The sequence below is a fragment of the Algoriphagus litoralis genome, from assembly GCF_003259255.1.
GTDB lineage: Bacteria > Bacteroidota > Bacteroidia > Cytophagales > Cyclobacteriaceae > Algoriphagus > Algoriphagus litoralis.
Genome location: NZ_QGOL01000007.1, coordinates 1 through 14542 on the forward strand (window position 1 = coordinate 1; position 14542 = coordinate 14542).

A 14542-nucleotide genomic window follows, 5' to 3' on the forward strand; every position below is an offset into this window, starting at 1 on the left:
TGGATGAAAATTCAAAGGCTTTTTTCTTTTCCAAGTTCGTAGCGTAGCCCGGTATCTCGTCCCGATAGCGATCGGGAAGGTCGAAATCCGAATCCTGCCACCCCGACTTAGTTTTAGGAAGCCTTTGGATGAAAATTCAAAGGCTTTTTTGATTCTAGCGACCCTTAAAAACACAACCAAAATCCACTTAGGATGCATCATTTCTAAACCACTTATATCTGCTTTTTCATATTTTTTATGCTTCTTACTCTTCTTTTCAATCCAAATTTGAAAAAACCATCATTTTATAAAAAAACTTGTAGCAATACATGACAGAAATTATCAATACAATCAATGGAATAATCTGGAGTAACGCGCTAATATTTTTGTGCTTGGCGGCTGGAGTTTATTTTTCTTTTGCAACAAAATTTGTCCAAATTTCTTATTTCCAAGAAATGATCCGGCTACTGTTTGGTGGCAAAGCTTCTGAAAAAGGAGTTTCGTCATTTCAGGCTTTTGCGATCGCCATTTCTGGACGAGTGGGAACCGGAAATATCGCGGGTGTAGCCACCGCCATTGCAATGGGTGGTCCTGGAGCTATTTTCTGGATGTGGGTAATCGCCTTTTTAGGAGCATCATCTGCATTTATCGAGTCCACCCTAGGCCAAATCTACAAGGAAGTCAATAACGGAGTATATCGTGGTGGACCTGCCTATTACATCGAAAAAGGTCTTGGAATCAAGTGGTATGCGGTTGTTTTTGCCATCGCCACTATTCTCAGTACAGTCCTTTTCCTTCCCGGAGTGCAGAGTAACAGTATTGCGCTCAGTGCAAACAACGCCTTCGACATTCCTGTGCAGTATACAGGCATTCTAATCACCTTCTTTCTGGGCATGATCATCATTGGTGGCGTGAAGCGAATCAGCAAAGTAGCTGAAGTCGTGGTACCTTTTATGGCCTTGGCCTATATCCTGATGGCAGTAATTATTATTGTCATGAACATCACCGAGGTCCCGGCGATCTTTGGCCTGATCATCAGTTCTGCCTTCAATTTAGAGGCGACATACAGTGGGGTTTTTGGGATGGCTATCGCTTGGGGTGTCAAGCGTGGGATTTATTCCAATGAAGCAGGACAAGGCACTGCACCGCACGCAGCTGCGGCGGCTGAGGTATCTCACCCGGTCAAACAAGGGATGGTTCAGGCCTTTTCCGTGTATGTGGATACGTTATTTGTGTGTACCGCTACGGCCTTGATGATTTTATTCACTGGACAGTTTAATGTGGTGAATCCCGAGGGGGGCTTTTTGGTAGAAAATCTACCGGGTATACCCTATGGACCTGAGTTCACCCAATTTGCCATCGGAACACATTTCCCAAGTATCGGAAAGGGATTTGTGGCCATTTCTCTCTTGTTTTTTGCCTTTACCACCATTATGGCTTACTACTTTATTGCAGAGGCCAATCTTAGCTATTTGACAAGAAACAAGACGTCTAAGTGGTCGGTGAGAATTTTACAGCTTGCCATCTTAGGCGCGACATTTTATGGCTCGGTGAAAACCGCAGAAGTGGCTTGGACACTTGGAGACATCGGCGTGGGCATGATGGCTTGGCTGAATATTGTGGCGATCTTCCTACTTAGAAAACCAGCCTTCAAAGCTTTCGAGGACTACAAAAGACAGCGTAAAGCAGGAAAAGATCCCGTTTTTATAGCAAAAGAAAATGGGATTGAAAATACCGACTTGTGGAAATGATTGAAAATCAACTTCATTAAAGTGAAGCCGTGACCGGATCGGATTTTATTAAAGTCCGGGATAGTTTGGACGGCATAGATTTACTTAATTTGCAAAAGAATTTCCTTGCGGATGTGGCGAAATTGGTAGACGCACTGCTTTCAGGTGGCAGCGCCTTTGGTGTGAAGGTTCGAATCCTTTCATCCGCACAAGTGCAAGAAAAGCAGGTCATATGGCCTGCTTTTTTTATTTTTTAAAAAATCGGTTCTGAAACAGTCTGAAGAAATTTTCTTTCTCTTCGGTAACTGGTATTTCATCTCCCAACAAGTAGGCATAAGGACTCAGGTCCGGATTTTTTTCTAAGGTAATCTTCAAAACCCCTACCAAAGGTATAAACAGGACCATACCCGAAATACCCCAAAGCCAACCTCCAAGTAAAATGGCCAATATAACGGCCAAGGCATTTACCTTCACCTTTGAACCGACCACCAGTGGGGTGATGATATTATTTTCAAGGAGCTGAATACCCCAAAGCACCGCAAAAGTCACAATCGGATAGACCAGAGAATCAGTAGTAAGGAATACATAGAGGATCACAAAAAAAGAGGAGATAAATACCCCCACGTAAGGGATCAGGTTAAGAATGGCAATGAAGGCGGCAAACAGGATGAAATAGTTCACCCCTAAAAAATAAAAGAAGGTCCCAGCCAGTATCGCTACAATTCCGGTGACTCGGATCAGTCCTACTAAATAGGATTGAATGACACGGCCGGAATCCTCTGCCCAAGTCAGAATCTGATCTTTGTTTTGTGTTGAAATCCGTACCAAAAACTCCATGAAGAAATCTTTGTAATAGATCAGTAGGAACGTATACAGAGGGACAATACCCGCCAAAGTCAGAGATTTTCCCGTTTCAATAAGGGTTTTGTTAAAATCTCCTTCCGGGAAAAAAGAAATCCCCTGAACTGGCATTGCAAGGTCTATACCGACCAGTTGGCTCAGCTCCTGCAAATACCTACTTAACTTAGACTCCAGATTATTCCCAATCTCAGGGATTTCCTTGATCAACCCCAGCATCTGATTTACCAGCAGATAAAATATGCCTAAGGACACCAGACTGACCATGAGGATGCTCGTGAAAACGGCCAAACCTCTGGGGATTCTTTTGCGCTCAAGCCAAGAAGAAATAGGATTCAAGGCCACTGCGAAAAATATCCCCCAAACTAGAGGAACCAAAATAAACGAACCTTCAATCAAAATAATGGCACCCAATACAAGAATGATCAAGAAGTAGGCGATGTTTTGAATTCGATTCATGATTCTTTTTAATATTCTCGAATTTACTCTTTTGGCAAAAGAAACAGCTCCCTACATGAGGATCAATTTCAAGGACTTGGATTTAGAGTGGATTTTTTTTCGCTCATTTTGAAAAGCTCACCAAGAATATCCGAAATTCTGCCAGTAGCCAAATTTTAGTAAGTTTCACCTCGACATCTTGCCCTCATGGAGGGGGGCGTTCGGTGTCTGTTTGTTTTGGCTTTTGGTGAGGAGCGGAAAATTTAAAAAGCTTAGGACTCGCTTTGAATCAAATTGCCTGAGCGTTAGGAATTTTAGAATTCCCAATCGCTTTTTTTTATATTGATCTGGAGAAATCAAAAAGTGTCCAGAAAGATTTTCAAGCCCAACCCAATTGACCATTTCTATGCGTGTTTTCCGAGCATTTTATTCCTATGGCTTTTTACTTCTATTGATCATTTTTGGCTGCAAGCCAAATCAAAATTCGGAGACAGAAAAATCTGATGAACTCACACCTCTGACTTTAATCCAAAACGAAAGCGAAGGCACGCTATCCGTTTTCAGGCAGGGTAAGAATGAACCCATCCTGGTTCAAAACGCCAAAGAGGAATTTCGACCCTATATCCATCCCATTCAAGCACCTGACGGAAAAGGGGTTTTGACAGAATACAGCCCCGGACACCATAAGCATCAGACAGGTTTGTATTGGGGACTAACCCGTGTGAATGGTCGGGATTACTTTCATAATCCTCAGGGGGATTATTGGAAAAAAGTTGCCTTGAATATCGTGGAAGAAAGCGGGGAGGAAGTGAAATGGCAGACGATTTATCAGCTACTGGATTCACTTGGAAATGCAGTGATGGAAGAAACCCAAAACTGGACCTTAAGTGAGGTAAACGGCGAATACCTCCTTGATCTGGAGTGGAAAGGAGAAGCAAAAACGAATGTCACTATCGGCCAATATGACTACGGGAGTCTTTTCCTGAGAATGCCTTGGAAAGAAGGAATAGATGGAGAAATCGTCAACGCTGCGCGACAAAAGAACGAACAAGCAGAAGGACAGCCCTCCATGTGGGCTAATGTCGGAATGACCATAGAAGGCCGAGAAGATCGGGTGAATGTGGCGGTTTTTGATCATCCAGAAAACAGAGGCTATCCCAATAAATGGCGTGTAGATGGACAGCTTGGCCTTGGGCCAGCTTTTACAAAAGATGGAGATTGGGTCATTCCTGCCGGAAAAACCGAGACGATAAAACTTCGCCTATTGGTCTATACCAGTGAATTCAATGATGTGAACATCACTGAATCTTGGGGCAAATTCTCCGGAAGAGAGGGTATGTATTCGACCACTGAACTTTGGGGTCTTGCCCAAGAGGAAGGGAGAAATGCCAAATTTCTAACTGCGGAGGAAGCTGTCGAGGCCATGACAATCAAACCCGGATACAAGGTCAACGTGTGGGCATCTGAACCGATGATGACCCAACCCATGGCATTCGCTTGGGATGATCGGGGCAGGCTTTGGATTGCAGAAAACAAGGATTACGAATCGCGTGGGTATGGCTTTTCCAATTCAGGAGACAGCCGAATTCTGATTTTGGAAGACACCAATGGGGATGGTGCCGCGGATAGTCAAAAGGTCTTCATGGAAGGTTTGGCCTTCCCTGCTGCACTGGCTGTCGGCTTTGACGGGGTTTTTATAGGTGCGCCGCCCAATTTGATTTTTGTTCCTGATAAAAACGGAGATGACAAAGCCGATATGAACGACATCCAAATCCTCCTGACGGGTTGGGGAATCCGGGATCGACACGAGACGCTCAATAGCCTTCACTGGGGACCGGATGGTTGGCTATATGGGCTACAGGGTTTTGCCACACCATCCAAAATCCGTAAGCCAAAAGGTGATAGCGATGCCAAATTGTACTACCACAAAGATCCTTTTCCGGAGGATTTATTGGAAAAAGACGGGGTAGACATCAACGGTGGCGTGTGGCGCTATCATCCGGTCAAGGATCGATTTGAAGTGGTGGCACATGGCTTTAGCAATCCCTGGGGAATCGACTACGATGCCAAAGGACAACTTCTGATGACTGCCTGCGTGATTCCCCACCTTTGGCATGTCGTGCCGGGAGGAATTTACCATCGGCAAGGTGGCCAGCATTTCAATCCTTTTGTCTACGAAGACATCAAAACCATCGCAAATCACAGTCATCGATCCGCTCATGGAGGCGCCAGAGTGTATCAATCTGATGCTTTTCCAAAGGAAGAACAGGGACGAATCTTCATGGCAAATATCCATGAGCATGGGGTGCTTTCGGACATTCTAGTTCCCAAAGGCTCGGGCTATGAAGGGAAACACGGGGATGAATTCATGATGGCCAATAATGCCCAATGGGTGGGATTCAGCATGGAAATCGGACCGGACGGAGGGCTTTATGCCTTGGATTGGCATGATGCGGATATCTGCGGAAAAGAAGTTTTGAATGAAGAAACTGGTCGAATCTTTAGAATTATGCCCGAAAAATCCCTGGCAAAGGATTTTCCAGGAAGGTATTCAGACCTGAATAAAATGACGGATGCGCAGCTGGTGGCTCTGCAGACAAATACTTCAGATTGGCATTCTCGCCGGGCTCGTGGAATTTTGCACAAGCGAGCTGTGAATAAAAAGCTCGACTCCAAGACCAATCCTGCCTTGAAACAGATTTTTGCCAATGACAAAAATCCAGACTTCCGGCTTCGTGCGATGTGGACACTTCACCAAATCGGCGGATTTTCAGAAAAAGAACTCATCAATTCCCTTTCTGACAAAGATCCATACATCCGAGCTTGGGCTATCCAATTGCTCTGTGAGGATATGAAACCGAGTAAAGAAGCCTTGGAAAAGTTCAAATCCATGGCAAAAGACGACTCCTCCCCTGTTGTCAGACTGTACCTGACTTCAGCTTTGCAGCGGATTCCCTTGGAAGAAAAATGGACCCTTGCAGAGCGCTTGATCCAGCATGCCGAAGACGAAAAAGATCACAATCTTCCAAAAATGCTTTGGTATGGAATCGAACCTCTCTTTGCCCAAAATTCTGATAAATTCCTTGAACTTGCCCCCAAATCAAAACTCAGTTTTGTCACCGAAAACATGGGCAGAAGAACTGTGGATGGAGACCAAATCGAAAAACTGGTAGCGCTGATCGGAAAAGGAGGCCCAAATACTGAACTGCTATTGTCAGGCATGCTCAGTGGAATGGAAGGCAGAACTGACCTTAATACACCGGCTAATTGGAAGGCTGTAGCCGAGAAAATCCAGAAATCAGGCGGAAAACAGCAAACTCTAGCTTTGGAAATCTCCAGTTTGTTTGGTGACCGAGAAGCTACTCAGCGGGCTTTGGCTACGCTAAAGAATAAGTCTGCCCCCATCGATCAGCGAAAAAGATCCCTACAAACCCTCGCCGCTCAACAGCAAAGTTTGCTCATCGCCGAAATCCCAAAATTATTTCAGGAACCTACTATGCGACTGGATGCGATTCGAGCCATTGCTGCATTTGACAATGATGGGCTGGGGAATTTGCTTTTGGAAAAGTACCCAAGCTTCTCCCCGGAGGAAAAACTTGAAGCTATGCAAACGCTCTCATCCCGAGCCCGCTATGGAAATATGGTCACGCAACAACTGAAAGAAAAGAAGATCGCGAAATCCGAAGTTCCCGCCAGTGTAGCTAGACAGCTACTTCGGGTAGTTGGTAGTGGGTTTATTGAGGTTTGGGGTCCAATTGAGCAAGTTCCAAGCGATAAAGCAGCTTATGAGAAATACCGATCGATGCTCACCACGCAAGCATTGGCAAGTGCCAACTTGAAAACTGGCAAAACGATCTTCAACAAATCCTGTGGAAGCTGCCACAAAATGTACGGAGAAGGTGGAGTCATGGGTCCTGATCTGACTGGTTCCAATAGAACCGACCCGGAATACATCCTGATGAATGTCTTGGAACCCAGTGCTGAAATCCAGGATGACTACAAAATGGTCGTGATCAATACTCGGGATGGTCGAACCTATTCTGGCAATATTATCTCTGAAAACCAGCGCCAAATCACGCTGCGGATAGTCGGACAGGATCAAGTGGTGATCAACAAATCCGGCATCCTTTCTCGTGAGGCAACTGACGTCTCCATGATGCCATCAGGCTTATTTGAAAATCTGACTCAGGCAGAAATCGTCAATTTAATGGGATATCTGAAAACGAATAAGCGGGTGGAGTAAGGGGAATTTAGCGGATAGCTATGGATCTTTACTTTTATCCTTTAAAATTAATTTATCAAAAGTAAAGCATAATAGCCGTTGTTGTAGGGCGTAGTTATGACTCCACTCTTTTGCATTCAAATAAATGTTCTCCGCTATTTGTCGTCCGATAAAATATTTTATCACCTTTTGTCCACTTTCCATAAAATGAATCTCCCTCATAGACAGTAGTCCCGTCCACAAGTCGAATTCTCCTATTAAAAATGTTTATGGTTTTAATCTGTGAGATTCCTGTCCTTTTTTCTAATGCAAGATCTTTTTCCATTTTATTTATTGGAAGTCCAGCCATATACCAAGCGAACAAGGATACGACAAACATCATAAGTCCGAGTGACAATACAACGAGAAAAATTGTCGACGAGAGATTACCAGTCCAGTAGCTGATTCCAAGTCCTAAAGTCAGTACTCCGATAGTTATTAGTGTCAACTCCTTTAATTTTCTTTCCCTGTAGGTCTTGGCTTGCTCGATTATCCGTTTAAGTTCTTCTCTTTCGTTTGCCGTTAATTCAACTTTGTCCATTTGCTCATTTAACCTATACCCTACAACATTCATGTAAATCTTCCTCTCCCCAGTTTCGTGTATTTCCGTTATGTGCAGAGTGAGTCTTCTGGCTGTTCCTGATCTCAAATTAAGCAATTCGGTGATTTGGTCAAGAGGCGAAACCAGATTTAAGTTAGAAACTTTCAAAATATGGCTTTAGAGGCCCGTCGACTTACTACTGAAGTTTCCTGTAGAGTATCAAAACATTGGTCGGACCCAAATCGGGATGTAAAAAAGCCTCAGGTACTTCCCCGACGATTTCAAATCCTAATTTGGTCCAAAGCGAAACGGCCGCGTTATTACTTTTCACCACATAATTAAACTGCATGGCCAGAAAACCCAGCCGCTTTGCCTCCTCAAAGGAAAACTCCGCCATCGCTTTTCCGATTCCTTTTCCTCTTGCTTTCGGAGAGACCATGTACCCTGCATTGACGATATGAGCTCCCCGGTCGGGCTGATTCGCTTTTAGGAAAAAAGTCCCCAAAATAACGCCATCCACCTCGGCTACATAGGTGGATTTATCTTTGTCTAGCCAATACTCCATCATCTTTTCTCTGGAAGAGTCGGGTGAAAAAACATACGTCTTTCCTTCACGGATGACGGGCTCGATGATTCCCCAGATTGCTTCTGAATCCGCTTGAACTGCCTTTCTAAAAATTAATTTCATACAAATTTCCTATATGTTCTACTTGAGGAATATCCCAAAATTGAATCTAGGCAAAAATCAAAATTGAAATCTGAATTTTGAAGATATATTCGTGTCCAAATCCACCAAAACCTAATGCCTCTTCCCACCAAATACCAACGAATACCCGGTCTGATTATGGCTGTATCCTCGGCGGTCTTTTGGGGGATATCGGGTACCTGTGCACAGTATCTTTTTGAGCAAAAAGGCTTTGATCCGGCTTGGCTCGTATGCTGGCGGATGTTGATTGCTGGGGTGATTTTGGTATTGTTTTCCTTGAGTGAGAAAAGATCTGACACCTTTCTCATCTGGAAAAAACCATCAGACGTAGTCCGGCTCCTGCTGTTCAGTATTTTTGGGATGGTCGCGGTTCAGTTTACCTATTTCTACAGCATCTCCCTTTCCAATGCCGCTACAGCTACGGTACTGCAGTACACTGGGCCTTTGCTGGTGGTGGCTTTTTATGCAGTCAAAAACAGAAAATGGCCTATTTTAGCTGAATATGCCTCCTTAGCATTGGCTTTAGTCGGCACGTTTCTACTGGTGACGCATGGTTCATTTGACACTTTAGTGATTTCTGAAGCCGCCTTATTTTGGGGGATACTGTCAGCGGTAGCCTTGGCTTTTTATACCATTCAGCCTGTTGGACTGCTTCGGAGATACTCACCGGCTACGATTACAGGCTGGGGCATGCTCTTGGGAGGAATCGCCTTTGCTCCATTTACCAAACCCTGGGGAATGCAGGGGATCTGGGATTTCGAAGCAATTCTGGCTTTTGCTTACATTATCCTTTTCGGAAGTGTGCTGGCCTTTTATTTTTTCCTGAAGTCAGTTACGATCGTCGGAGCGACGACAGCAAGTTTGCTTTGCAGCGTGGAACCTCTAGCAGCAGCAGGAGTAGCAGTAGTTTGGTTGGGAATTTACTTTGGCCCAATGGATTGGCTTGGGACGATATTTATCCTGATTACCATCGTCCTCCTTACTTTGAGTACGAAAGGAAAAAATACCACACACGAATCGACTCCAAACGAGTCCTTCTAAACTCTAACTTTTCGGTCGCTGATCTTAGGTTGCAGGTATTTTTCCTGCTCTGCTTCAGTCAGAATCGTGTAGCCGAGTTCGAAAGGAGATGGACCAATCCATTCGGACTTTTTGCCTTCAATTGTGATTTTTTTGGCCTTAGGATCAATGGTCAACATCGCAAAAAGTGGCTTCAGGTAAGGACAGGTGTATTTGAGCGAAGGGTGTTTTTGGTGGATCTCTTGGGAAAGGCTCTCGTGCTCGAGTGCCTCACCTACCCAATAGTAAGAGGCAGAGTTGATATGGACATAATTCACCCCTCCTACTTCCACCTGCTGATCGACATGCGCATGCCCATTAATCGCCAGCAGAATTTTGGAAGAAAAACGGCTTAAAATCGCCTGAATTTCCGACGCATTATCAATCGTGTAAATCCCGGCGATCGGTTGATGGGAAATGATTACGCATGGTTTTTGGGATTTTTCCAACTCGGCTGCTAGCCAAGCCTGTTGAGTAGGCCCGATGTAGGAATCGTAAAATCCCTTTTTGGTCGGGGAGTCAGGGTCGTTTCCATCCAAAACAAGTAACAAAACCGAACCCAAATCCACAGCATAATAGAGATCCTCCATCCCGAAAATTCGGGCTACCTCCTTTTTGGAAAAACCGCCATCCATATCATGATTCCCCAAGACATGAAAAGCATGGGTGTGGGCAGCATTGAAGGCCTGAATGGAAGCCAAATTTTCTGGATTGGGAATGGCAAAATCACCCATTTGGATCAGCGCATCGGGTTTCTCCAACTTCATCTCTTCGAGAAAAGCTTGCAATCGCTCCGGACCATCGTGAATGATATCGAGATGGAGATCTGAGATCAGGCCGATCCTGAGCTTTTCTCCGAAAGAAAAAAGATCCAAAACAGATTCAGGAATGGCTAGTGAAAGCACTGAAACCGAACTGGTTTTCAGAAAATCTCTTCTGGAATTTGATGTGTGGGACTTCTTTTTCATGGCAGGCAAAACTAATTAAATCCGAGCCTGATAGGTATACAATTGATAATATCTGCCCTGCAACTCGATCAGATCGTCATGCCTACCCCGCTCGACGATTTTCCCTTGCTCGATGACCAGAATCTGATCCGCCTGTCGGATCGTACTCAGTCTGTGAGCGATGACAAAAGTGGTCCTGCCCTTCATCAATTCCTTCAAACTGGCTTGGATGAGCGTTTCCGATTCGGTATCAAGGTTGGACGTCGCTTCATCCAAGATCAAAATCCTCGGATCAGCCAAAATTGCCCTGGCAATAGCAATCCGCTGTCGCTGACCCCCGGAGAGTTTCACGCCCCTTTCCCCTATCAACGTATCGAGTCCCATCTCAAACCGATCAGAAAACTCCTGCACGTGAGCTGCTTTTACGGCTTTATGAAGTTCCTCATCTGTGGCATCTGGCCGTGGAAAAAGAATATTTTCACGAATAGTGCCTTCAAACAAGAAATCGTCCTGAAGCACCACGCCCAACTGCGAGCGAAAAGAGTCAAGGGTGACGGTCTGCAGATCTTGTCCGTCTAGGATGATCTTGCCGGAATCAGGATTGAGAAAAGTGGCTGCGAGCCCTGCAATGGTGGTTTTCCCCGAACCAGAAGTCCCGACCAAAGCGGTCACCGAACCAGCTGGAGCTTTGAAACTGATGGATTTTACGACTTCTTTGCCCGATTCGTAGGCGAAAGAAACCTGATCGAATTCCACGTCGCCTACGATAGCGTCTAGCGTGCGGGTTCTCGTTCGGTCATCCGACTCCAGCGGCGTATTCATGATTTCTTCGGTACGATCCAGTCCGGCAAAGGCCTCTGTCAATTGGCTACCGATATTGGACATCTGCACAATCGGGGCGATCATAAAGCCCAAATAAAGTGTAAAAGCCAAGAAATCTCCGAAAGTCATTTCCCCCTGCATGATCATGTAGCCACCGATACCCATGATCCCAGCCGAAGCCAAGCCGAGCAGTAGTGCCCCAGCCGAAGTCACAAAACTCGTAGCAGTAAGGCTGGCTTTCACGTTGAGAAACAGTTCCTCTACCCCTTTTTCAAAGGTCTTGATCTCCTGCGCCTCTGCATTGAAGCCTTTGATCACCCGGATACCACCGAGCGTTTCGGTCAATCTGCCAGTAACTTGCGCGTTGATTTTACCCCGCTCTCTGAAAATCGGCCGAATCCTACTGAATGCTTTCAGGGAAACCAAGCCAAAAACAGCCACTGGGACTAAAACATACAGCGTCATCATGGGACTGATCCGGATCAGCAGCACCAAAGAAATCACCGCAGTAAGTACACCTCCAACCATTTGGGCAAAGCCTGTACCCACGAGATTCCTGACTCCTTCTACATCGGTCATGATCCGGGAGACAAGTTCTCCGGTTTTGGCATTATCAAAAAAACGAATCGGGAGCTTGATGATATGCCGTTGCACTTGAGAGCGGAGCTTAGCGATCAGATGCTGAGCCTCCACACTCAATATCTGCGTCAGACTATAGGATGTGACAGATTGAACTACAATAGCGGCTACTACTGCGATAATGAGCCACTTCAGCATATTCAGGTCATTGCTTGGAATGACATCATCGATCAGGTATTTGCTGGCGCCGGGAAGGACCAAACTGGCCAAGCGGCTGATGATGATGAGAAAAAGCCCTAAAAATAAATGCTTTCTTCTGGGCCAAATGATAGTCTTGAAGACCTGGCCCATGGTTACGCGGCGTTCTTTTGTTTTTGCCATGGTTGAGTAGATGTAAAATGACAAACCCCGAAATTAAAATCGGGGTTCAATCAAAATGGGATTTTAAATGAATAAATAATTGGACAAAAACCAGTTGGATCTAGAGGTTCAAAAATTCAAAAGAACACGTCGAAGAAATAGCTCTTTCATTTGAAAAATAATCCAAAGAAAAATCCACAGTTGACATAAAAAAAGCCTGTCATATTACTATAAACAGGCTTTTGAATGAAATATGCAAAACAAATTAGTTTGTCTTTGGAAGAACATTAGAGATTAGAGACACTTTCTCAATTGGTTCAGTAGCATTGGAATAGATCCTTACCACAGAGTTTTGTTTCCCCATTTTTCCAGCCGAATTAAAAGAAACTTTAATTTCAGCAGAGCTTCCTGGAGCCACAGGCTCTTTTGGCCAGCTTGGAACCGTGCAACCGCAGGTAGCGGCAACATTTGAGATCACTAAAGGAACAGTGCCGGAATTGGTCAGCGTAAATGTGTGTTCTACTTTTGCTCCCTGCACGATATCACCAAAATCCACAGATTTTTCTTTGAAAGTGATCACAGCGCCAGACGCAGATTCTTGTGCCTTGGCCTGAAACACCAGTGCAAAGGCAAATAGTGTCAATAGAAGTCCTAGTTTTTTCATGGTTTTATTAGAATTAGTTTTCAAAGATATCGGAAAGTAACTACCAACGCATAAACAAGCATTGGCGCTATTTGATTCCAAAAGTGAAAATAACATGCCAATCTGAAAGTTCATAATTGTTAATAAATGTAAAAATTGATAAGATTCCCTACCCGGAAGTTGAATCAGCAACTTTTACAAAGAATCTGGGGGCAAAATTGACCAAATACAACTCTTCCGTTGCTCTAGTGATAGCTGTGTAGAGCCATCGGACAAAATCCCGGTCCACCTGCTCCTCATTGAGAAAGCCCTGATCTACAAAGACCGCTTTCCATTGTCCGCCCTGTGCCTTATGACAAGTGAGCGCATAGGCAAACTTCACCTGAAGGGCATTGAGGTAAGGATCCTTTCGAATCAGTTCCATTCGCTCTGTTTTATTGGCGACATCCGCATAGTCCTGAGATACCAGATCATAGAGACTTCGGTATTGTTCCCGTGTCAGCGAAGGACTCGGAGAATAAAGGGTATCCAAAATAACCTTTGCCTCAAAAAAAGGCTCCTCTGGATAATCCAGCAGTCTAAGTTCCAAGGTTGCAAACCTTAAACCATACATCTCTTCGAAATTTCTGATCTTCATCACCTCGACCATATCCCCATTGGCCAGAAAATTCACTTTCTCTGATTCGGCCATATAGGTATAGTTGTTTTTCACTATCATCAATAGATCTCCCGAATTGATCTCTTCTTCGTAGAAATGGATGACCCTCCTGATAAATAAGTTGTATTGGACTGCGGACTTGTTGGAGCGTGTAACAATAGTAGTATTCTCCGTACCGTATTTCCCATAGGCATATCGGAGACCATCCTCAAGTCTCTCAGAGGTCATTTTAAAGGTGTCCTTGAATCCACCGGTTTGGATAACAACTTTGGGTTCTTGGTTTAGGAGTTGATCCCGCAGAGCAGTGGCGTTGAAAAGAATTCCAGATTCCAAGCGTTGGCGCATGACCTCCGAGAGTTCGATTTGGTCGGCTTCCAAGCGATATTGGCGAAGCAGGTACCCTGCATCCAGTGCAGGGCTGTACTCACTGCCTACAGGAGGAAGTTGTGCGGTATCCCCGATTAAGAGCAAGCGGTTGTCCTTGCCTGAGAATACATACTGGATCAAATCCCAAAGTAAATTGCCGGACATCCCTCCATCATCTGCCAGCATGGACGACTCATCCACGATGAAGACGGTGTCTTTAAAATAATTTTTCTGTAGGATAAAGCCCCCTCCCATAGTACCGGGATCTCCCTTAGGTTTATAAATGATCTTGTGGATTGTATAAGCTCCTCTGCCGGAATAGTTACTCATCACCTTGGCAGCCCGTCCGGTAGGCGCAAGGAGCAGCGAGCGCATCTCCATTTTGGGAAGGACTTTCACGAGAGCAGAAGTAAGCGAAGTCTTCCCAGTACCCGCATAGCCTTTCAATACAAAAACGGGCTTTTCTTCGGCTTTTTTTAAAAGAAAAAAATCCATTCGTCTAAAAAACTCCGCCTGACCCAGCGTGGGAGCAAAGGGAAAATATTTACCAAGTAGTTCGGAAGGCTTAAAGTTTGCCTGATTATCTTTACCCATA

The 14542-nt window shown here is 44.8% G+C and carries 11 protein-coding genes and 1 tRNA gene; 4 read left to right on the top strand and 8 right to left on the bottom strand.

The genetic code is table 11. The features are described 5' to 3' along the window. On the bottom strand, positions 1 to 201 hold a 201-nt coding region (locus DK188_RS21690; protein WP_232825684.1), incomplete at its 3' end, for a hypothetical protein. A gap of 107 nt (positions 202 to 308) precedes the next feature. On the opposite strand from DK188_RS21690, the gene DK188_RS07610 reads away from it, so the two are divergent. Together DK188_RS07610 and DK188_RS07615 are read left to right on the top strand one after the other, a co-directional pair. Then, positions 309 to 1730: an alanine/glycine:cation symporter family protein gene (locus DK188_RS07610; protein ID WP_111670230.1), complete on the top strand. Its 1422-nt coding sequence runs from the start codon at positions 309 to 311 to the stop codon at positions 1728 to 1730. A gap of 107 nt (positions 1731 to 1837) precedes the next feature. Then, positions 1838 to 1918 (top strand) — tRNA-Leu (locus DK188_RS07615). Positions 1919 to 1955: 37 nt separating this feature from the next. Here DK188_RS07615 and DK188_RS07620 read toward each other — a convergent pair. Continuing rightward, positions 1956 to 3026: an AI-2E family transporter gene (locus DK188_RS07620; RefSeq protein ID WP_111670231.1), complete on the bottom strand. Its 1071-nt coding sequence runs from the start codon at positions 3024 to 3026 to the stop codon at positions 1956 to 1958. Positions 3027 to 3411: 385 nt separating this feature from the next. On the opposite strand from DK188_RS07620, the gene DK188_RS07625 reads away from it, so the two are divergent. Beyond that, a complete protein-coding gene (locus DK188_RS07625; RefSeq protein ID WP_111670232.1) occupies positions 3412 to 7248 on the top strand; it encodes a PVC-type heme-binding CxxCH protein in 3837 nt (1278 codons plus the stop codon). 94 nt (positions 7249 to 7342) lie between these two features. On the opposite strand, the gene DK188_RS07630 is transcribed toward DK188_RS07625, so the two are convergent. Further along, positions 7343 to 7975 carry a hypothetical protein gene (locus tag DK188_RS07630; protein WP_111670233.1) on the bottom strand — a complete coding sequence of 211 codons (633 nt, stop codon included), beginning with the start codon at positions 7973 to 7975 and terminating at the stop codon, positions 7343 to 7345. Between the two features lie 28 nt (positions 7976 to 8003). After that, the gene (locus DK188_RS07635) at positions 8004 to 8495 is read right to left on the bottom strand and encodes a GNAT family N-acetyltransferase (protein ID WP_111670234.1); all 492 of its coding nucleotides are present in this window, start codon (positions 8493 to 8495) and stop codon (positions 8004 to 8006) included. Positions 8496 to 8609: 114 nt separating this feature from the next. Between DK188_RS07635 and DK188_RS07640 the strand changes: the two genes are divergently transcribed. Then, positions 8610 to 9554: an EamA family transporter gene (locus DK188_RS07640; protein ID WP_111670235.1), complete on the top strand. Its 945-nt coding sequence runs from the start codon at positions 8610 to 8612 to the stop codon at positions 9552 to 9554. On the opposite strand, the gene DK188_RS07645 is transcribed toward DK188_RS07640, so the two are convergent. The 4 genes from DK188_RS07645 to DK188_RS07660 form a co-directional block, all read right to left on the bottom strand. Further along, complete coding sequence (locus DK188_RS07645; protein ID WP_111670236.1) at positions 9551 to 10540, bottom strand: metallophosphoesterase family protein; 990 nt, start codon at positions 10538 to 10540, stop codon at positions 9551 to 9553. The genes DK188_RS07640 and DK188_RS07645 overlap by 4 nt on opposite strands. A gap of 15 nt (positions 10541 to 10555) precedes the next feature. Further along, positions 10556 to 12301, bottom strand: a complete 1746-nt coding sequence (locus DK188_RS07650) for an ABC transporter ATP-binding protein (protein WP_111670237.1) — start codon at positions 12299 to 12301, stop codon at positions 10556 to 10558. A 244-nt stretch (positions 12302 to 12545) separates the two neighbouring features. Then, positions 12546 to 12944, bottom strand: a complete 399-nt coding sequence (locus tag DK188_RS07655; protein ID WP_111670238.1) for a DUF1573 domain-containing protein — start codon at positions 12942 to 12944, stop codon at positions 12546 to 12548. A gap of 148 nt (positions 12945 to 13092) precedes the next feature. Next, complete coding sequence (locus DK188_RS07660) at positions 13093 to 14541, bottom strand: ATP-dependent DNA helicase (RefSeq protein WP_111670239.1); 1449 nt, start codon at positions 14539 to 14541, stop codon at positions 13093 to 13095. Position 14542: the final 1 nt, after the last annotated feature.